This is a genomic window from Streptomyces sp. NBC_01450 (genome assembly GCF_036227505.1).
Classification (GTDB): Bacteria; Actinomycetota; Actinomycetes; order Streptomycetales; family Streptomycetaceae; genus Streptomyces.
The window spans coordinates 8,345,586-8,366,263 of record NZ_CP109480.1 but is presented as its reverse complement, the minus strand read 5'-3'; the positions used below and the strand labels follow the sequence as shown (position 1 = coordinate 8,366,263).

Below are 20,678 nucleotides of genomic sequence, written 5' to 3'. Positions count from 1 at the left end.
CACACCCGAAGGCGCCCTTTATCTCCCTATACGTCCAGGAGCGATCCATGCGAACCCAGAGCCGACGGAGGTCGCGCGCACTCGCCGCGGCCGCCGCAGGGACGCTGCTCGCCCCGCTGCTCTCCGGCTGTTGGGTCGGAGCGGGCGGGTCAGGGTCAGGCGGCGACTCCGTCAACGTCCTGATGGTCAACAACCCGCAGATGGTGGAGCTGCAGAAACTCACCAAGGCGCACTTCACCAAGGAGACCGGCATCAAGGTGAACTTCACCGTGCTGCCGGAGAACGACGTCCGCGACAAGATCAGCCAGGACTTCGCCAACCAGGCCGGCCAGTACGACGTCGCCACGCTCTCCAACTACGAGATCCCGATCTACGCCCGCAACGGCTGGCTGCACGAGATGGACTCCTACGTACGCCAGGACAGCGGCTACGACGAGCAGGACATCCTCGCCCCCATGCGGCAGTCCCTGACGGCCGACGACGGCAAGCTCTACGGGCAGCCGTTCTACGGCGAGTCGTCCTTCCTGATGTACCGCAAGGACGTCTTCGCCGAGAAGGGCCTGACGATGCCCGACCACCCCACCTGGGATCAGGTGGGACGGCTGGCCGCCGAGGCCGACGGCGCCCGGTCCGGCATGAAGGGCATCTGTCTGCGCGGCCTGCCCGGCTGGGGCGAGCTCATGGCACCCCTCACCACCGTCGTGAACACCTTCGGCGGCACCTGGTTCGACAAGAACTGGAAGGCCCGCCTCGACTCCCCCGAGTTCGAGAAGGCGACGAAGTTCTACGTGAACCTCGTACGCGAGCACGGCGAGTCCGGCGCGGCCCAGTCGGGCTTCGCCGAGTGCCTCAACAACATGACCCAGGGCAAGACGGCCATGTGGTACGACGCCACCTCCGCTGCGGGCTCCCTGGAGGCGTCCGACTCACCGGTGAAGGGCAAGATCGGCTACGTACCCGCGCCCGTCGAGAAGACCAAGTCCTCCGGCTGGCTCTACACCTGGGCCTGGGGCCTGCAGAAGGCCTCCCACAACTCCGACAAGGCCTGGAAGTTCATCTCCTGGGCCTCCAGCAAGCAGTACGAGCAACTGGTCGGGGACACGATCGGCTGGTCCAACGTGCCGGCCGGCAAGCGCGCCTCCACGTACACGAACGCCGCGTACACCAAGGAGGCCGCCGCCTTCCAGGAGATGACCCGCGAGGCCATCGAGGGCGCCCGGCCGCGTGACCCGGGAGTGCAGCCGCGCCCCGCGCCCGGCATCCAGTTCGTCGGCATCCCCGAGTTCACCGACCTCGGCACCAAGGTCTCGCAGGAGATCAGCGCGGCCGTCGCCGGACGCCAGTCCGTCGACTCGGCCCTGAAGAAGTCCCAGAAACTCGCCGAGAAGATCTCCAAGGAGTACGAGGGACGATGACCGCCACGACAACGGCCCCCGTGGCCGCCACTCCCGTACGCACCCTGAAAAAGCCGTCCAACCGGCTGCGCGCCTGGGCCACCCGCGCCCCGCTGCTCCCCGCCCTGATCTTCATGATCGCCGTGACCCAGCTCCCCTTCGTGGCCACGCTGGTGATCTCCTTCTTCGACTGGAACGCGCTCTACCCCAAGGCCCGCCACTTCACCGGCCTCTCCAACTACTCGGACGTCCTCACCGACCCCGACCTGCGCCACTCCGTCTGGACGACGATCCTCCTGACGGCGGCCGTGGTCATCGCCAGTCTGATCATCGGCCTGGGCCTGGCCCTGCTCCTGGACCGCAAGTTCCGCGGCCGGGGCATCGTCAGAACCCTCCTCATCGCCCCCTTCCTGGTGGTCCCGGTGGCCGCGGCCCTGCTCTGGAAGCACGTGCTCTACAACCCGGAGTACGGCCTGCTCAACGGACTGCTGCACTACGTGGGCGGCCCCCAGCCCGACTGGATCTCGGGCACCCCGCTGCTGGCGGTCGAGGCCTCCCTGGTCTGGCAGTGGACGCCCTTCATGATGCTGATCCTCCTGGCCGGCCTGCAGAGCCGCGACCACCAGCAGATCGAGGCCGCGCGGGTGGACGGCGCGAGCGACTGGCAGGTCTTCCGCCACCTCACCCTCCCCCACCTGCGCCGCTACCTCGAACTCGGCGCCCTGCTGGGCTCGATCTACATCGTCCAGAACTTCGACGCGGTCTTCACCCTCACGTCCGGCGGCCTGGGAACGGCCAACCTCCCCTACACCGTCTACCAGAGCTTCTACCAGGCCCACGAGAACGGCCTCGCCTCCGCCGCGGGCGTCCTGGTCGTCATCGGTTCGATCATCATCGCGACCTTCGCGCTGCGCGTGGTCTCGTCCCTGTTCCGCGAGGAGGTGTCCCGCGCATGAGCGCCACCACGATCCGCGTACGACCCCGGCGTGCCCGGGGAACGGGCCTGGGCCTGCTGGCCTGGCTGCTCGGTGTGCTGTTCTTCCTGCCCATCGCGTGGATGGCCCTGACGTCGTTCCACTCCGAGTCGGACGCGGCGACCAACCCACCGTCCTTCGGCGCCGCCCTCACCCTCGACGGCTACCGCGACTTCTTCGGCACGGGCGGCGGCGCGAGCCCCTGGCCCGCGCTGCTCAACTCGACCGTGGCCTCGGTGGTCTCCACCCTCTGCGTCCTCCTGCTGGCCCTCCCCGCGGCGTACGCGCTCTCCATCCGCCCGGTGCGCAAGTGGACGGACGTCCTGTTCTTCTTCCTGTCGACGAAGATGCTGCCGGTCGTGGCCGGACTTCTCCCGATCTACCTCTTCGCGAAGAACACCGGAATGCTGGACAACATCTGGCTCCTGGTCATCCTCTACACCTCCATGAACCTGCCGATCGCGGTGTGGATGATGCAGTCGTTCCTCGCCGAGGTACCGGTGGCGGTGATCGAGGCGGCCCAGATCGACGGCGCGAGACTGCCCACGATCCTGGCCCGCGTCGTCGCCCCCATAGCCCTCCCCGGCATCGCGGCCACGGCCCTGATCTGCTTCATCTTCAGCTGGAACGAACTGCTGTTCGCCCGCGTACTGACCGGTGTGGTCGCCGAGACGGCCCCCGTCTTCCTGACCGGCTTCATCACCAGCCAGGGCCTGTTCCTGGCCAAGGTGTGCGCCGCGTCGCTCGTCGTCTCCCTGCCGGTGCTCGCCGCGGGGTTCGCCGCCCAGGACAAACTGGTCCAGGGCCTGTCCTTGGGAGCCGTCAAATGAAGGCCGCCGTCATCGAGTCCGTGGGCCGCGCCGTCGTCACCGAGGTCCCGGACCCGACGCCAGGCCCCCGTGAGGTCGTCGTCGAGGTCGCCGCCTGCGGCCTGTGCGGCACGGACCTGCACATTCTCCAGGGCGAGTTCGCGCCCAAGCTGCCGATCGTGCCGGGCCACGAGTTCGCCGGCGAGGTGGTCGGGGTCGGCGCCCAGGTCACCGAGCTCGCGGTCGGCGACCAGGTGGCGGTGGACCCGTCCCTGTACTGCTACGAGTGCCGGCAGTGCCGTTCGGGCCACAACAACCTCTGCGAACGCTGGGCCGCGATCGGCGTGACGACGGCCGGGGGCGCCGCCCGGTACGCGACCGCCCCTGTGGCCAACTGCGTCAAACTTCCGGACCACATCCGCACCCAGGACGCGGCGCTCATCGAACCGCTCTCCTGCGCGGTGCGCGGCTACGACGTCCTGCGCTCCCGTCTCGGCGCGCACGTCCTGATCTACGGCTCCGGGACGATGGGCCTGATGATGCTGGAGCTGGCCAAGCGCACCGGCGCGGCGAGCGTGGACATCGTGGACCTGAACCCGGCCCGCCTGGAGACGGCCCGCACGCTCGGCGTCTCCGGGTCGGCGGCGAACGCGGACGAGCTGGACCGGCCGCAGGGCTGGGACCTCGTCGTCGACGCCACCGGCAACGCGGCGGCGATCCAGGACGGCCTGGACCGGGTGGCGAAGGCGGGCACGTTCCTCCAGTTCGGGGTCGCCGACTACGCGACCCGCGTGACGATCGACCCGTACCGTATCTACAACCAGGAGATCACCATCACCGGTTCGATGGCGGTGCTGCACAGCTTCGAGCGGGCGGCGGAACTGTTCGCGAACGGCGTGCTCGACCCGGAGGTCTTCATCAGCGACCGGATCGCACTGGAGCGGTATCCGCAGGCGTTGGAGCAGTTCGCGGCGGGCGTGGGCAGGAAGATCGTGGTGGTTCCGTAGAAAATCAGAGGGATTCGGGCCGGGGTTTCGGGGTTCCACCAATTGGCCGCTTGGTAAGGGAACGGCAAAATAGTCTCGCTCGTTCACCCGGCATGACAGCTATGACCCCCGGCTCGAACATCCCTCTCTCCGCCGCGCGCGTGACGGTGGACGTCGCCGCCCCGGTGCGGCTCGACGTATCGGGCCTGCTGCTCACCGCCGACGGCAAGGTGCGCTCCGACGACGACTTCATCTTCTACAACCAACCAACCGGCCCCGGCGTGACGTACCGCTCCGGCGGCGGTGCGGCACCCGACGCGATCACCGTCGACACCGGCGCCATCCCCCCGGGCATCGAGAAGATCGTGGTCACCGCGAGCCCCGACGCCGCGGGCCAGACCTTCCAGGGCATCGAACCGACAGCCACGATCCGCAACGCGGACGACAACAGCGTCCTGGGCACGTTCACGCCCCCGCAGCTAGGCACCGAGACGGCACTGGTGGTCGTGGAGGTCTACCTCCGTAACGGCGCGTGGAAGGCCCGCGCGGTGGGCCAGGGATACGCGAACGGCCTGGCGGGCATCGCCACGGACTTCGGCGTCTCGGTGGAGGAACCCGCACCCGCCCCGGCGGCCCAGCCCGTAGCCGCACCCGCGACCCCGCCCGCACCCCCCATGCAAACCCCCGTGACCCCTCCGGCCCCTCCCGCCCCGCCCGCCCCGCCCGCCGCACCGCCGATCGGCGCCGGAAAGATCAACCTCGACAAGGGCCGCGTCAGCCTCCAGAAGAACCAGACGGTCTCCCTGGTCAAGGGCGGCCGCCCGCTGCTCTCCCAGGTCAAGATGGGCCTCGGCTGGGAGCCCGCATTCCGCGGCAAGGACATCGACCTGGACGCCTCGGTCATCGCCTACGGCCCGCAGCGCAACCACATCGACAGCTGCTACTTCGGCAAGCTGTCCATCCTGAACGGCGCGATCAAGCACTCCGGCGACAACCTCACGGGCGAGGGCGGCGGTGACGACGAGGTGATCGTGGTCGACCTCGGCCGCATCCCCCCGGAGGCGACCGGCCTGGTCTTCACGGTCAACTCCTTCTCCGGCCAGAAGTTCACCGAGGTCGCCAAGGCCTACTGCCGCCTGCTGGACGCCGCCACCGGCGAGGAGCTGGTCCGCTTCGACCTCACCGGCGCCGAGGCACAGACCGGCGTGATGATGGCCAAGATGATCAAGCAGTTCTCCGGCGAGTGGGAGATGACGGCCATGGGCGACTTCGTGAAGTCGCGTACGGTCCGCGGCATGGTGAAGCCCGCGGCCCAGGCCCTCTGACCCGCGGCCGCCCACCCTCCGAAGGGGCCGTGGCGGTGCGTCGCAAGCCCGTCGCTTACGTTCGGATCGAGCAGCGGCTCCCTTGCCCGGCCCACGTCTGATCCAGCGGCGACGGGCTCGACGCACCGCCACGGCCCCGACCCACCCACCGGAGGCAGGCACACCACCGGACAACGCACCGCCGGACAACGCACCGCCGGAGAACCCACCGTCGCTACGGCCGCAGCCCCTCCGTCAGCAGGGACAGATACCGGCGGATCTGCTTGCCCTGGCCGTTCGCCAGCTCCGAGGCCGTGGAAACCCCGTGAGCCAGCCGCAGTACCTCGATCGGCTCGATGTCCTGCCGCAGGGCCCCCTCCCGCTGCGCCGCCTCGACCAGCCGCTGCGCCGCCCCCTTCATGGAAGTGCCGCAGGCCGTGAGCGCGGCCCTGCTGCCGTCCGTGACGGCCGAGCCCAGCAGGGCCTTCATTCCGCGCACCTGGATCGTGCCGACGCACAGCTCGTAGAGCCACTCCGCCAGCGCCTCACCCGGGGGCAATTCCTTCGCGATCTCGTCGGCCCGCGCCCCGAGCGCCTCGATCCGGTCGACGTACGCCGCCTCCAACAGCGCCTGCCGCGTGGGGAAGTGCCGGTACAGCGTGCCCGACCCGACGCCCGCCCGCTTGGCGATGTCATCGAGCGACGCGCCTTCCCCATGTTCGGCGAACGCCTCGGCCGCCACCTTCAGCAACCGCTCATAGTTGCGCCGAGCGTCCGCGCGCATGGGCTTGACCTGCGTCATTCAGATACTCCTTGCGAACCGGGGACCCCCTCCGTATCTTAGCGAGGGTTAAACGGAGACAGTCCCCGCTTATCTCGCGGGCAGTCCGTGCTGCCCGTGTACACCTTCATCCGGGGACGCCAGACCGGGAGAACACCGTGTCCACCTCGTCCGCACCGTCCACCACCGCCGACACTCTCTCCGCACCACCCCAACGCGCCAGGCTCGGCGCCGTCCTGTTCGTCATCGTCACCGCCTACCTGATGGTCGGCGTGGACTCCACCGTCGTCAACGTCGCGTTACCCGACATCCAGAAGGACCTGGACTTCAGCAGGACCGGCCTCTCCTGGGTCCTCAACGCCTACACGCTCACCTTCGGCGGCCTGCTCCTCCTCGGCGGCCGGGTCGGCGACATCGCCGGCCGCCGCCGCACCCTGACCATCGGCGTCCTGCTCTTCGCCGGATCCTCCCTGCTCGGCGGTCTCTCCACCGAAAGCGCCTGGCTGCTCACCGCCCGCGCCCTCCAGGGCGTCGGCGCCGCCCTCACCGCCCCCAGCACCCTCGCCCTGATCACCACGAACTTCCCCGACGGCCCGCGCCGCCACCACGCCCTGGGCATCTACGCGTCGATGGCGGGCATCGGCGCCTCCATCGGCCTGGTCCTCGGCGGCATGCTCACCTCCTGGGCGTCCTGGCGCTGGGCCCTGCTGATCAACGTACCGATCGGCGTCGCGGTCGCCGTCGCCCTGCCCCGCTTCGTCACCGAGACCCCGCGCCACGCGGGCCGGTTCGACGCGGCGGGGGCACTCGCCGGCACGGCCGGGATGACATCGCTGGTGTACGCGTTCATCCGGGTCTCGGAGGCGGGCTGGACCGACACCCAGGCGCTGCTGGGCTTCAGCTCGGCGGCGGCCCTGCTGGTGGGCTTGACCCTGATCGAGTCCCGCGCGGACCAGCCGATCATGCCGCTGCGCCTGCTCGCGAACCGCAACCGCGCGGGCGGCTACGCGGGCGTACTGCTGCTGCCCGCGGGCATGTTCGGCGCGTTCTACTTCCTCACCCTGATCTGCCAGCAGGTCCTGGGCTACAGCCCGCTCCGCGCGGGATTCGCCTTCCTGCCCATGACCCTGGCGATGTTCACGGTCGTACGCTTCGTGCCCCGGCTGCTCGCGCGGCTCGGCGCCAAGCCGGTACTGCTCACGGGGATGGCCCTGCTCGTCGTCGCGACCGCGTGGCTGTGGCGGCTGCGGCCCGACGACGGCTACCTCACCGGCCTGTTCGGCCCGCTGGTGCTGATGGGTCTGGGCGTCGGCCTGAGTTTCATGCCGCTCAACGCGACGATCCTCGCGGGTGTCGAGCCACGGGAGGCGGGCGCCGCCTCCGGCCTGCTGCAGACCCTGCAGTGGCTCGGCGGCACCCTCGGCCTCTCCATCCTGGTCACGGTCTTCGGCACGGCGACCCGGCACGCGCACGGCTCCCCGTCCGACATCCTCACCGAGGGGGCGGCCCGCGCGTTCGGCATCGGCTCACTGGTCGCGCTGACCGCCCTGCTGGTGTCGGCGTTCGTGATCACCGGCACCAGGCCGAAGCACACCACCTGAAGAATCCCACCACCTAGAACAGCGCGCTGTACGCGTTCAGCGCCGGCTGTCCGCCCAGATGGGCATAGAGCACCGTGGACTCCCGCCCGATCTCCCCCCGCGCCACCAGATCCACCATCCCGGCCATCGACTTCCCCTCGTACACGGGGTCGGTGACCATCCCCTCGGTACGTGCGGCGAGCCGCATCGCCTCCAGCGTGACCTCGTCCGGAATCCCGTACGTGCCCGCGTGGTACCGCTCGTCCAGCTCGACGTCCGCCTCCGTCAACTCCTTCTGCACGCCGATGAGCTGCCCCGTGCCGTGGGCGATCCGCGCGATCTGCTCACGGGTGCGGGCGGGCGCCGCCGACGCGTCGATCCCGAGGACGCGCCGCGGCCGCCCGCCCGCCTCCTCCAGGGCGGCGAACCCGGCGACCATGCCCGCCTGGGTCGACCCGGTCACGGAGCACACCACGACGGTGTCGAAGAAGACCCCCAACTCCCGCTCCTGCTCGGCCACCTCATAAGCCCACCCGGCGAACCCGAGACCGCCCAGCGGATGGTCGGAGGCCCCCGCCGGAATGGCGTACGGCTTGCCGCCGCCCTCCTCGACCTCCCGCAGCGCCTGCTCCCAGCTCTCCTTGAAACCGATCCCGAACCCGGCCCGCACGAGCCGTACGTCGGCCCCGGCGAGGCGGCTGATGAGGATGTTGCCGACCTTGTCGTACACGGAGTCGGGCCACTCCACCCAACTCTCCTGCACCAGCACGCACTTGAGCCCGGCACGGGCGGCGACGGCCGCGACCTGGCGGGTGTGGTTGGACTGCACGCCACCGATCGAGACAAGGGTGTCGCAGCCCTGGGCGAGCGCGTCGGCGACGAGGTACTCCAGCTTGCGGGTCTTGTTCCCGCCGTACGCGACACCGGAGTTGCAGTCCTCCCGCTTGGCCCACAGGGAGGCACCGCCGAGGTGCTGGGTCAGGCGCTCCAGCGGGTGCACGGGCGAGGGCCCGAAGAGGAGGGGGTAACGCTCGTACGAGGAAAGGGACATGGGTCCTCCCGTATCAGGGTTCGACATCGGCCAGGTCTTCGAGCGCGCCCCAGATCTCCGCCGTGACGCGGACGGCGGCGGCCGCGTCCCCTTCGGCACAGGCGTCGATCAGCTCGTCGTGCAGGCCCGCCGAACGGCAGTTGCCGCCCTCACCGAAGCGGCGCCGTTCCAGACGGCGGATCAGCGGGGTGTAGCGGGCGACGGTGGCGGCGGCGGCACGATTGCCGCTCACCCGCATCAGTACGTCGTGCAACTCGTCGTCGGCCATCAGGGCGGCGTCCACGTCACCGGCGCGCACAGCGTCCGCGAAGCGCACGTTGGCCTCGCGCATCACCTCGAGATGCGGCGCTTCCAGCCGGGGGACCGCCGTGCGCGCGGCGAGCTCGTGCATGGCGCCGACCACGGCCGCCGCGTCCCGTACGTCGGCGGCCACCAGGGGGGTCACCCGCGTGTAGCTCTGCGGCTTGGACTCCAGCAGCCCCTCGTCGACCAGCCGGGAGAAGGCCTCGCGCACCGGCGCCCGCGACAGCCCGAGCAGCTCGGCGAGCTCCGCGTCACGCACCACCGCGCCCGGCGCGAGCTCACCGGCCACGATGGCGTCCCGTATCGCTTCGTACGCGCGTTCCCTCAGCAGGGTCCGGCGCACGGGTCGTATCGCCTCCATGAACTGAAATGTTAGATATCAGTTCCCGCTCCGCACAAGAGTGCGGCCCGCACCGAAGTACGGGCCGCACTCACGCACGATCGGCTATCCGGCCCACGGCCAGTCGGCGTCCCGCGCCGACTCCAGCAGGGGCACCATCCGGAAAGCCGCGTCCGAGAGGCCGCCGAAGGTGTGCCTGTTGGCCTTCCCGGAGGGGCCGTGGCCCGCCTGGTAGCCGGCCAGGTTCCAGGTGTAGACCGGGACGTGCGCCGGGACCTGCTCGGTCGGGTCGCCGTAGTGGCTGTAGGCGGCCTGCTCGTCGGTGACGATGAGCACCCGGTCGTGCTTCTTGTAGTGCGCGCGCACCGCCTCGCTCGTGTTGGTGCCGCCGAGGTCGCCGAAGCGCTCCAGCACCTTCAGCACCGACTCGCCCCTCTTGAACTTCACGCGCTTGCTGCTGGTGCCGAACTCGACGAGATCCGCGTCCGCCGCCCGCAGCGCGAGCGCCGTTCCGAAGATCGCCGCCGCGTCGGCCCGGTTGAGCTCCGAGCGCTCCGACAGCCGCGAGTAGAACATCGACCCGGACCGGTCGACGAGCACGAGGGTGCGTCCGGGCAGCGCCGGCACGTTGGCCAGCGAGTGGCCGAGCGCCTGCTCCAGCGGGTACGACCAGCGCAGCGAGGGCGCGTGCTGGTACGCGGCGAGGTAGCGGAAGGGGAACTGCCGCGAGCGCGCCACCTCCGCCGGGTCGCTGATCCTGGCGGCGACCTGAGCCGCCACCTCGTCGCTGACCCCCGCCTCGTCGAAGTTCCGCAGGTTCCGGACGAGCGCCATCGCGCCCATGGACGGGATGACGGCCTCCCAGGCCGCCTTGTCCATCGGACCCTGCAGCCAGCCGGCCAGCGCCTCCCAGGTCATCCCCGCGTCCGCGAGGCGCCGCGCGCCGTGCGCACCGGTGACGACCTTGCGCCGCTTGGCGGGCCGCAGCGCCATCAGGTCACGGTGGGCCACCACGACGGGCAGCGACTTGGGCACCACCGCGGTGTCCGGGTGGTGGCGCCGGTCGAGGGCGTACTGGAACAGGTCGCCCTGCCACGGCTTCGCCGGGTCGGGCGCCGCGTGCACCAGGTTGAGGATGTCGCCGAAGCGGTAGCCCTTGGCCGCCGTGTCGTACTTCAGCAGCGACTTCTCGCCGTAGAGACGGCGTACGGCGTCGGCGATGCCCCGCTTGACGGGCTTGGGCACGTTGCGGCCGTACCGGGAGGTCCAGTAGGCGAGCAGCTCGCCGGGCTCGTCCGGGCGGCGCAGCACGGAGGCGATGACCTGACGGTTGGCGGGGCCGTCGGTGGCCCCCGCGTCGAGGCGTGCCTTCACGTACTCGGCGGCGCCCACGAGCGAGGCCGTCCGCAGGTTGCCCTCGCCGCGCAGCCAGCCCAGCAGGCCGGCCGTCCACGCGGGGTCGGCGACGGCGAACTCGCGCACGAGGGCGGCGAACCGGTCGTCGCGGGCCTCGCCGGTCTCGTAGAAGGTGTTCTGCGAGACGAAGTCGGCGATGGCCAACAGGAAGAGCTCGGAGTGCGCGTCACGCTCCTGACCTCGGCCGCCCTGGTGCGTGCGCAGCACGCGGCCGGTGGACGTCACTCGTGAGGTCGGCTGTGCCTTCGCCGCACGGGTGTTGAAGCGTGCCATGGTGAATTCCCCCGAATTCATGAGTATTTCGGAGGGAGGCACAGCAAATGGAGGGGGCCCGAGATCAGGAGTCGGCGACGGTTCCTATTCACCCGGCGCGTCTGCCAGTTCCGCCACATCGACCCGGAGTCGATGACGGGATTCGAACCCGCAACATACCGTGTCCCGAAGTATCCGCTGCCTGCGCACCGGGCACCCACCATGAGCTGCGCCTCCCGAGATCAAGTCGGCGGCGGCGTGGATTCCTTGAAAGAGAAGTAGCCGCAGCACGCGCACCGGGAGGTGCATGAAGTTGTGGTGTCCAGAGTTCAAGGCCGGCGGAACCGACGTAGGTGCTCTAACCCCTGAGCTACACCGGCGCGTTGTACCGGTGGCGGGACTCGAACCCGCGGCCGCCCCATTATCAGTGGAAGTAGGTCCTGCCTTCGCACCTGGACGTGCACCACTTTAGGAGGGCGGCCGCGGTTCGAGCCATTGAATTAACTACCCGCGCTTCTGGCGCTTCCAGGGGCCGGTGATGGCGAGCATGATGCCGGGCTCCTGGATGTTGGCGAAGAGGGTCCTGCCGTCGGGCGAGAAGGTGACGCCGGTGAACTCGCTGTAGGCCGGTTCGGCTTCGGTGCCGATGTTGAGTTCGTTGCGGGCGATCGGGTACGTACGGCCGCTGTCGGTGGCGCCGAAGAGGTGCTGGACGCCCTCGCCGTCCTCGGCGATGACGAGGCCGCCGTAGGGGGAGACGGTGATGTTGTCGGGGCCGTCGAAGGCGCCGTCGACGGCCGGGTCGGGGTTGACGCCGATGAGGACCTTCAGGGTCAGGGTGCGGCGCTTGGGGTCGTAGAACCAGACCTGGCCGTCGTGCTGGACGGGGCTCTCCTCGCGGGCGTACGAGGAGACGATGTACGTGCCGCCGTCGCCCCACCACATGCCTTCGAGCTTGCGGGCGCGGGTGACCTGGCCGTCGGTGAACTGCTTGCGCACGGAGGTGGTCTTGGCGTCGCGGTCGGGGACGTCGACCCAGTCCACGCCGTACACCGTGCCGATCTGCGTGGCGCGGGAGAGGTCGTCGATGAACCGGCCGCCGGAGTCGAAGCACTTGAAGGCCTGGAGGGCGCCGGCGTCGTCGGCGAGGGTGGCGAGCTGTCCGTGGCCGTGCTCGAAGCCCTGCGGGGGCGTCCAGCGGTAGAGGAGGCCGTTGGGGCCCGAGGCGTCCTCGGTGAGGTAGAGGCGGTCGCGCTTGGGGTCGACGACGACGGCCTCGTGGGCGTACCGGCCGAGTGCCTTGATCGGCTTGGGGTTCCGGTTGCGGCGGCGGTCGAGGGGGTCGACCTCGAAGACGTAGCCGTGGTCCTTGGTCATGCCGTTCTGGCCGGCCTTGTCCTCGGTCTCCTCGCAGGTGAGCCAGGTGCCCCAAGGGGTGTTGCCGCCCGCGCAGTTGGTGGAGGTGCCGGCGACGCCGACCCACTCGGCGACCTTGTCGTGGCGCACCTCGACGACCGTGCAGCCGCCGGACGCGGCCGGGTCGTAGACCAGGCCCTCGGTGAGCGGCACGGGGTACTTCCAACTGGCGCGGGGGCCCTTGAGCTCGTGGTTGTTGACGAGGAGGGTGGCGCCGCGCGGGCCGTCGAAGGTGGAGGTGCCGTCGTGGTTGGACGGCGTGAACTCACCCGAGTCCAGCTTGGTACGGCCGCTGTAGGTGATGACGCGGTAGGAGAATCCGGCGGGCAGCGCGAGCAGGCCCTTCGGGTCCGGGACCAGCGGTCCGTAGCCGACTCCGCCGTGCCGGTCCGCCGACTCGCCGTCCTCCCCCACGCTCTCGGTGTCGGTGGACGCGAGGGCGTTCGGGGCGGTGGCGAGGGCGCCGACACTGCCGGCCAGGGCGATACCGGCGCCGGTCAGCGCGGATCGGCTCGCGAAGTCCCTGCGGGTGAGCGACATGGGTGTCTCCCGTGACGGTGGAGGATGACCGTGGAGGGTGGCCGGGGGCATTGCGGCCATACCGTCCCGCCCACGCCTGAACGGCGGTTGAACACGGGGCGACTTCACCGCATTCGCTTCCATGAATCCGTAAGGACTCGGCCACAGGGACCAAAAGTCCTCCGGACAGGGGAACGGGGGAAGCCCCCCGGGACCGGGGACGAGCGCCCCTCCCGGGGCTGAGACGGGCGCTCGGGGCTGGGGATCGGGCGCCCCCGAGGCCGGGGAACGGGCGAAGCCCCACCGGGGCCGAGGAACGAGCCCCACTCCCGGGGCCGAGGAACAAGCGCCCCCCCCTTCGGACCCGGGGAACGGGCGAAGCCCTCCCGGGGCCGAGGAAGCACCCCTCCCGGGGCTGGAGAACGGGTGAAGCCCACCGAGGCCGAGGAACGAGCTCCACCCCCGAGGCCGAGGAACGAGTGCTCTCCCTCGGACCCAAGGAACGGGCGAAGCCCAACCGAGGCCCGGGAAGCACCCCTCCCGGGGCTGGAGAACGGGTGAAGCCCACCGGGGCCGAGGAACGAGCTCCACCCCCGAGGCCGAGGAACGAGCGCCCCCCTCGGACCCGGGGAACGGGCGAAGCCCAACCGAGGCCGGGAAAGCGCCCCTCCCGGGGCTGGAGAACGGGTGAAGCCCACCAAGGCCGAGGAACGAGCTCCACCCCCGGGGCCGAGGAACAAGCGCCCCCCTCGGACCCGGGGAACGGGCGAAGCCCTCCCGGGGCCGAGGAACGAGCGCCCCCCTCGGGGCCGGGGCGAGGGAAGCCCCCCGCGACCGGCCCCGGCCCGCTCAACCCCCTTGCTGCGAGCGTGCCTTGAACGCGGCCTTGCGGGCTTCCTTGGCGACCTTCTTGTCGGGGTGGAGGCGGCCCATCGCCTCCAGGACGTCCGGGGTGGCCGGGTGGTCGACGCGCCAGGCCGCGGCGAAGAAGCCGCCGTGCTGCTGGGCCAGGCCCTCGACCAGGCCCTGCAGCTCGGCGGAGTTGCCCTCGGCGGCGAGCTGCGCGGCGATCGTGTCGATGGTGAGCCAGAAGATCATCGTCTCGGACGGCGGGGGCACGTCGGCGGCGCCGTGTTCGGAGAGCCAGACCCGGGCGAGTCCGCCCAGTTCGGCGTCGTCGAGGACCTCGCGCAGCGCGGGCTCGGCCTCCAGCCCGACGAGCGAGAGCGCCTGCTGGCAGTGCAGCCGGCGCAGCGGCGCCCCGGCATCGCCCCCGCGCGAAGCGGCGAGCAGCTCCCGGGCGGCGGCGAGGGGTTCACGCCGGGCGAGCCACTGCTCGGTCTCGGCCTGGGCGGCGGTCGGCGGGAAGGTGGCGGTGCCGTCCAGCAGCGCGTCCGCGCCCTTGTCCGCCAGGTCGCCCACCGCGGGGGCGGTGAGGCCGGACTCCAGCAGCCGCGCCCGCAGCCCGTACAGACCGAGGGGTGTCAGCCTCACCATCCCGTACCGCGTCACGTCGGTGTCGTCGGCGGCGGCCGAGGGCTCCTCGTCGGTGTCCGCCATCAGCGTCTCGTCGACCGGCTGGAAGTCGACGAGGCCGACGGGTTCGAGCAGCCGGAACTGGTCGTCGAGCCGCATCATCGCGTCCGACACCTGCTCCAGTACGTCGTTGGTGGGCTCCCCCATGTCGTCGGGCACGATCATCGACGCAGCGAGGGCCGGCAGCGGTACGGGGCCTTGGCCCGCCCCGCCCTCGCTCACGGTCAGCAGGTACAGATTGCCGAGCACGCCGTCCAGGAAATCGGCCTCGGCCTCGGGGTCCCAGTCCAGCGAGGAGAGGTCGACCTCCCCGTCGCCCTCCACCGCGTCGACGAGGCCGTCGAGGTCGGGGACGCTCGCGTCGGCCAGTACGGTCTCCAGGGCGGCGAGCCACACCCCGAGGACGTCCTGCGGCGCTCCGGAGGTGAGCAGCGCGAGGTCCGCGCCCGCGGCGACCGTGCCCTCCTCCTCGTCCACGATCTCGAGGAGCCCGGTGTCCACGGCCACCCGCCAGGCCTCGCCGGCGAGGGCCGCCGCGTCGTCGCCGGTGAGGCCGAGTACGTCGGCCGCCCCGGGAAGCTGGTCCTCGACGAGTTCGCCCCCGGCGCCGACCCGCGTGTCCGGGCCGGCCCAGCGGGCCAGCCGTGCGGCGCGGGAGAGCAGCGGCGTGGCGAGCGCGTCCCGCGCCAGCTCCGCTTCGGAAGTCAGCCGCACCGGCGGCAAGGGGGAGCTCTCTGACATCGGCTGGATTCTCCTCCGAACAATCAGGACCCGGAGAGCGGGATCGAACGGCCCGAACCAGCGGAACCGGGCGACCCGACCAGCGGGACCGACCAAGCATGACAAGCGGGAAATGCAGAACAAGCAGAACAAGCATGACGAGCGGAACAAGCGTGACGCTCACCGGGGTCCGGCAAGGCACCCACAGGGCTCCGGCGGCACACCCCCGGCTCCGGCAGGGCACCCACCCGAGTCCGGGCACGACACCCCCGGCTCCGGCGGAACGCCCACCCGGGTCCGGCCGAGCATCGCCCTGACCCGGCGGAACGCCCACCGGGGTCCGGCAGCGCATCCACCTGCCCCGGCAGTACGTCCACCGAGCCCGGCGGCACGTCCACCCGACCCGGCGGGACACCCACCGAGTCCGTGAGGACATCGTCCCGCGGGACATCCGGCGCGCCCCGCGGACCGGACCGGACCGGACCGGACCCGAGGGTCCGGACGCCGCACCGGAAACCCGTGTGGACGGCTCAGCCTAGACGGATTTCCACCCATGCCGCCCGGTTCATGTCCCTGTCAGGAGTTGTACATCACTCCGTCCTTGACAACTCCCCTTCCCACACACGAGATTGACGCGCGTAGAAGTTCAAAGGGGCACCCGTCCCACCAGCTTCTACGCGCGTCACCGGCCCGCACACAGGTCGCGCTACCCCCACACGCTCCACCCTCGTCCCGGCGCTCATGTATGTCCCCGGAGGGATTCCCTTGCCGAGCAAGAGAACCGCGCGCATCGGCGCGCTGACCGTAGCCGCGGTCTGTTCCACCGTCTCCGCCGTGGTGCTGACCGCACCCGCCCACGCGGACACCGTCCACATCCACGACATCCAGGGCACCACCCGGACGTCCCCCTACGCGGGCCAGAAGGTCACGGACGTGGCGGGCATCGTCACGGCCCTGCGGACCTACGGCTCGTCCCGGGGTTTCTGGATCCAGGACCCGAACCCGGACGACAACCCCGCCACCAGTGAGGGCGTCTTCGTCTTCACCAGCTCCACCCCGAAGGTCGCCGTCGGTGACTCGGTCACCGTCACCGGCACCGTCTCGGAGTACGTGCCGGGCGGCGCCTCGACCGGCAACCAGTCGCTGACGGAGATCACCAAGCCGACGATCACGGTGCTGTCGTCCGGCAACGCGGTGCCCGCGGCCACGGTCGTCAACAGCCGTTCCGTGCCGGCCGCCTACGCCCCCGCCGGTGACACGGCCGCGAGCGGCTCGATCAACGCCCTCACGCTGCAGCCGAAGAAGTACGCCCTGGACTACTACGAGTCCCTCGAGGGCATGAACGTCCAGGTCGCCGACGCCCGCGTGGTCACCGCCACCGACCCGTACAGCGAGCTGTGGGTCACGGTGAAGCCGCACGAGAACACCACCCGCCGCGGCGGCACGATCTACGGCGCGTACACCTCGCAGAACACCGGACGCCTGCAGATCCAGTCCCTCGGCTCGACCACCGACTTCCCCGTCGCGAACGTCGGCGACCAGCTCGCCGGCACCACCGCGGGCCCGCTCGACTACAACCAGTTCGGCGGCTACACGCTCGTCGCGAGCCAGTTGGGCACCCTGGAGAAGGGCGGCCTGCAGCGCGAGACGACGAAGAAGCAGTCGCGCGGCGAGCTGGCCGTGGCGACGTACAACGTCGAGAACCTGGACCCGGGCGACGGCACGTTCGCCGCCCACGCGGCCGCGATCGTGAACAACCTGCAGTCGCCCGACATCGTGTCCCTGGAGGAGATCCAGGACAACAACGGCGCGACGGACGACGGCACGGTCGCCGCCGACCAGACGGTGAACAAGCTGATCGACGCGATCGTCGCGGCGGGCGGCCCGAAGTACGACTGGCGTTCCATCGACCCGGTCAACGACAAGGACGGTGGCGAGCCCGGCGGCAACATCCGCCAGGTCTTCCTCTTCAACCCGGAGCGGGTCTCCTTCACGGACCGGGCGGGCGGCGACTCGACGACCGCCGTCGGTGTCACCAAGGTGCACGGCAAGGCCCAGCTGACGGCCTCCCCCGGCCGGATAGACCCGGCCAACACGGCCTGGACGTCCAGCCGCAAGCCGCTGGCCGGCGAGTTCGTCTTCCGTGGCAAGACGGTCTTCGTGATCGCCAACCACCTCAACTCCAAGGGCGGTGACCAGGGACTGACCGCGCAGTACCAGCCCCCGGCCCGCAGCTCGGAGACCCAGCGTCATCTGCAGGCGACGGCGGTGAACTCCTTCGTCAACGAGATCCTCAAGACGCAGAAGAACGCCGACGTGCTCGCCCTCGGTGACATGAACGACTTCGAGTTCTCGGACACCACCAAGATCCTCGAGGGTGACGGCGAGCTCTGGTCGGCGATCAAGTCGCTGCCGAAGAGCGAGCGTTACACGTACGACTACCAGGGCAACCAGCAGGTCCTCGACCAGATCCTTGTCAGCCCGTCGATTCGCCAGGGCTGCGACTTCGACTACGACAGCGTGCACATCAACTCGGAGTTCTCCGACCAGATCAGCGACCACGACCCGCAGGTGCTGCGGTTCCGGCCGTAGGCCTGTAGGGGCCGCGGTTGAGGCCGCGGCCCTGAAAAGGGGAAGGGCCCGGCCCCGTCGTCCGGGGATGCTGTTGGTTAATTCGGGCCTGGTTGCTTCGCCCCGTCGTTATGCGGCGGGGCGGAGTGCTGTCAGGGGGGCTGGTGCGGGTGCGGGCTCTTGGTGTGCCGGTGAGCCAGGCATTGATGCGGATGAGGTTGACGGCGGCGCCGGTGAGCTGGTGCTGGAGACTGGTCTTCGCCAGGCCGCGGTAGCGGGTTCTGCGCAGGCCGCAGGCGTTCACTGCTTGGGAGATGGTGCCTTCAACGCCGGCACGGATCTTATAGCGGTCCTTCCACCCGTCGGTCGCCTGGAGCTTTCGCGCCTGCTGGAGTGCTTCATATTCGTCGCGGGGTCGGAGGTTGATCTCCCGCCGCCGAGGCTTGGCGGAGTTGACGCATTCCCGCAGCTGGGGACAGGTGCCGCAGTCGGCCGGAGAGAACCGGACCCGGATGGTCGGCAGTCCCTCCTCGGAGTTGCGCTGGGCCCATTGCGTACTGACAACGCCGTTCGGGCAGGTCACGTGCTGGTTGTCCCAGTCGATGGTGAACGCGTCCTGGCCGAAGGCGGCATCGCCGCGGGCGTGCGGCACGGTCACCGCTTTCAGCGGTCCGTGCAGGTCGACCCGATGGTCACGGCCGGCCGTCACCAAGGCGCCACCGTTGGCATAGCCGGTATCCACCCAGTGCTCGCCCGGCAGCAGATCCCGCCGGGCGAGTTCTGCGTGGACCGGGGCGGCCATCCGGTCGTCAGAGACACTGCCCAGGGTGGTCACCACGCCCGTGACCAGATGCGGGGTGTCGTCCTCACACGTCTCGGTGAGGTGGACCTTGTAACCGTCCCAGTTGATGTCGCGCTTTCCGCCGGTGCGAACTTCCAGGTCATAGGGGGTCACCAGGCGCATCAGGCCCGGTGGCCGGTCTTTTGGGTCCCGGCGGGCCACCTCCCCGTCAACCAGGTGGAAGTACTGCACCCACACCTGCCGCAGCACCTCGACTTCCGGCAGTTCCCGCAGGCCCGGTGGCGCGTCCTGGGCCCAGACGTTCCGCAGCAGGTGCATGCCGTCGTCGCCGACCCGCCGATACGTCTGGTCCCGGCGAGACCGGTCCTTGGGGAAACGGGAGTCCTCGGCCCGGGTGGCGTAGTGCTTGAACCATTCCGGCCGGGCGCACGCGCTCAGCCGGCCCGGCTCGGCCAGAGCTACGGCATTCAGCGCGGAGCGCAGGGTTTCCGCGACCAGTTCCAGCTGGTTCAGCTCGCGCACCGCGGACAGCACGTGGGTGGAGTCGGTCCGTGCCCGGCCCCGGGCGGTGATCAGTCCCTGTCGCCGGGCGGCCGCCAGGACCGTGTCCAGGATCTCCCGGCCGCCGTCGGCTCCGACGAGCCGGTCCCGGAACTCCGAGAGCACCGAGTAGTCGAATCCGGCATCGGCCAACTCCAGCCCGAGCGCGTACTTCCAGTCGATACGAGCCCTCACCGCCTCCGCGGCCTGCCGGTCGGTCAGCGCCTCCACGAACTGCAACACCAGCACCATCGCCAGTCGCCCCGGTGACCAAGCCGGTTTCCCCCGCGCAGGAAACAGGCCGGCGAACTGCTCGTCGCTGAACAACGACCCCAGTTCGTCCCGCACCCGGATCGCCAGGCTCCCTTTTGGGAACGCGGCCCGCGCCACCCGCACCGTCTCCGCCGGGATCTCCCCAGACCCCTTCGGCTGCATCGACATCCGCACCCACCCCATACGACAACGTCGGCCTTCAAGACCACAACCGGGTCTTGAAGGCCGACGTCACGCACAGGCCCGAATTAACCAACAGCATCCGTCGTCCGGGGGGCCGGGCCCTTCCCTTGCCCAGTTGCTCGGTGTCGGCTGTCCGGGCCGGTTGCCCGGCGTCGGCTGCTCGGCGTCGGCTGCTCGGCCTCAGGCCGCGAACACCTCGTTCAGCCAGCCCCGCCAGGCGGTCTCGTTGTGCTTGGCGTCGGCGTCGGACGCGAAGTCGTGGACGCTCATACCGACCGGGGCGCCCCAGTGGTTGCGTCCGAAGAAGCGGATGAGGGCGTTGTCGGTGCGCAGTCCGACGAAGTACGGGTTGCGGTAGTCGACCACGGCGTCGAGGAGCCGCCCTTCGGGCCCCCGGGCCTGGACCCGCGCCCCCTCGGCCGTGTCGTCCCCGAGGCCGAGCGCACGCCCGACAGCGGCGAAGGCGTCGGACGCCGTGGACGCGCCGGGCCCGTCGAAGGTGGCGAAGGCGACCGGGCGGCCCGCGAAGTGCGTCACGTACTCACGCAGGGTGTGCAGGTAGAAGTCCGTGTGCTTGCTCGCGCCGTCGTACTGGTTGTCCCAGTCGTCGACGAAGATGCCGCTGTGCACGTACCGCACCCACGACCGGCGGCCGTCGTCACGCGGTTCGATGGTCTCGTCGATCTGGTTGAGGGTCTGCTGGGAGATGCCCTCGACGTCCTCGACCAGGCTGGTGAGGCGGTGCGGCGGGTCCCAGTTGGTCAGCGTGGAGCCGAAGGGCCCACTCCCGCCCTGGCGCGGCTCGAACTCCATCGGCCACAGCCAGCCGCCGGTGCCGGTGGTGATCGCCTCCCACATCTGCTCCGGGGTGGCGTCGACCTCGAACTCGCGGGCGATCTCGAATTCCTTGGACATGGTGGTGGTTCTC

The 20,678-nt window shown here is 70.3% G+C and carries 14 protein-coding genes and 1 pseudogene; 7 read left to right on the top strand and 8 right to left on the bottom strand.

Annotated elements, in window-relative coordinates:
* Window positions 1–47: 47 nt before the first annotated feature.
* From OG568_RS37130 to OG568_RS37110, 5 genes are all read left to right on the top strand, one after another.
* Window positions 48–1,415 (top strand): ABC transporter substrate-binding protein, encoded by a 1,368-nt coding sequence (locus OG568_RS37130; protein WP_329534706.1) that lies wholly within the window; start codon window positions 48–50, stop codon window positions 1,413–1,415.
* Complete coding sequence (locus tag OG568_RS37125) at window positions 1,412–2,350, top strand: carbohydrate ABC transporter permease (RefSeq protein WP_266581700.1); 939 nt, start codon at window positions 1,412–1,414, stop codon at window positions 2,348–2,350. The genes OG568_RS37130 and OG568_RS37125 overlap by 4 nt, the downstream gene beginning before the upstream one ends.
* Window positions 2,347–3,198 (top strand): carbohydrate ABC transporter permease, encoded by an 852-nt coding sequence (locus tag OG568_RS37120; RefSeq protein ID WP_329534705.1) that lies wholly within the window; start codon window positions 2,347–2,349, stop codon window positions 3,196–3,198. The genes OG568_RS37125 and OG568_RS37120 overlap by 4 nt, the downstream gene beginning before the upstream one ends.
* Window positions 3,195–4,184 (top strand): zinc-dependent alcohol dehydrogenase family protein, encoded by a 990-nt coding sequence (locus OG568_RS37115; protein WP_329534704.1) that lies wholly within the window; start codon window positions 3,195–3,197, stop codon window positions 4,182–4,184. Before OG568_RS37120 ends, OG568_RS37115 begins: the two co-directional genes overlap by 4 nt.
* A 101-nt stretch (window positions 4,185–4,285) precedes the next feature.
* The gene (locus OG568_RS37110) at window positions 4,286–5,488 is read left to right on the top strand and encodes a TerD family protein (protein ID WP_266421911.1); all 1,203 of its coding nucleotides are present in this window, start codon (window positions 4,286–4,288) and stop codon (window positions 5,486–5,488) included.
* 214 nt (window positions 5,489–5,702) lie between these two features.
* Here the strand turns inward: OG568_RS37110 and OG568_RS37105 are convergent, their stop codons facing one another.
* Window positions 5,703–6,269 (bottom strand): TetR/AcrR family transcriptional regulator, encoded by a 567-nt coding sequence (locus OG568_RS37105; RefSeq protein WP_329534703.1) that lies wholly within the window; start codon window positions 6,267–6,269, stop codon window positions 5,703–5,705.
* A gap of 137 nt (window positions 6,270–6,406) precedes the next feature.
* Between OG568_RS37105 and OG568_RS37100 the strand changes: the two genes are divergently transcribed.
* Complete coding sequence (locus tag OG568_RS37100; RefSeq protein ID WP_329534702.1) at window positions 6,407–7,849, top strand: MFS transporter; 1,443 nt, start codon at window positions 6,407–6,409, stop codon at window positions 7,847–7,849.
* A gap of 13 nt (window positions 7,850–7,862) precedes the next feature.
* On the opposite strand, the gene OG568_RS37095 is transcribed toward OG568_RS37100, so the two are convergent.
* From OG568_RS37095 to OG568_RS37075, 5 genes are all read right to left on the bottom strand, one after another.
* Entirely contained in the window at window positions 7,863–8,879 is a 1,017-nt protein-coding gene (locus OG568_RS37095) for a 1-aminocyclopropane-1-carboxylate deaminase (RefSeq protein ID WP_329534701.1), read from the bottom strand.
* Window positions 8,880–8,892: 13 nt separating this feature from the next.
* The gene (locus OG568_RS37090; protein WP_329534700.1) at window positions 8,893–9,543 is read right to left on the bottom strand and encodes a GntR family transcriptional regulator; all 651 of its coding nucleotides are present in this window, start codon (window positions 9,541–9,543) and stop codon (window positions 8,893–8,895) included.
* Window positions 9,544–9,627: 84 nt separating this feature from the next.
* Window positions 9,628–11,211: a TROVE domain-containing protein gene (locus OG568_RS37085; protein ID WP_329534699.1), complete on the bottom strand. Its 1,584-nt coding sequence runs from the start codon at window positions 11,209–11,211 to the stop codon at window positions 9,628–9,630.
* A gap of 483 nt (window positions 11,212–11,694) precedes the next feature.
* Window positions 11,695–13,146, bottom strand: a complete 1,452-nt coding sequence (locus tag OG568_RS37080; RefSeq protein WP_329534698.1) for an alkaline phosphatase PhoX — start codon at window positions 13,144–13,146, stop codon at window positions 11,695–11,697.
* A gap of 828 nt (window positions 13,147–13,974) precedes the next feature.
* On the bottom strand, window positions 13,975–15,402 hold the full coding sequence (locus OG568_RS37075) for a hypothetical protein (protein ID WP_329534697.1): 1,428 nt from the start codon (window positions 15,400–15,402) through the stop codon (window positions 13,975–13,977).
* Between the two features lie 744 nt (window positions 15,403–16,146).
* Here OG568_RS37075 and OG568_RS37070 point away from each other — a divergent pair.
* Window positions 16,147–17,973, top strand: coding sequence for an endonuclease/exonuclease/phosphatase family protein (locus OG568_RS37070; RefSeq protein WP_329534696.1), 1,827 nt, complete (start codon window positions 16,147–16,149; stop codon window positions 17,971–17,973).
* Window positions 17,974–18,079: 106 nt separating this feature from the next.
* Here OG568_RS37070 and OG568_RS37065 read toward each other — a convergent pair.
* Window positions 18,080–19,735, bottom strand: a pseudogene (locus OG568_RS37065) (IS1182 family transposase); the annotation flags it as partial.
* Between the two features lie 195 nt (window positions 19,736–19,930).
* The gene (locus tag OG568_RS37060) at window positions 19,931–20,665 is read right to left on the bottom strand and encodes an SRPBCC family protein (RefSeq protein ID WP_266415346.1); all 735 of its coding nucleotides are present in this window, start codon (window positions 20,663–20,665) and stop codon (window positions 19,931–19,933) included.
* Between the last annotated feature and the right edge of the window lie 13 nt (window positions 20,666–20,678).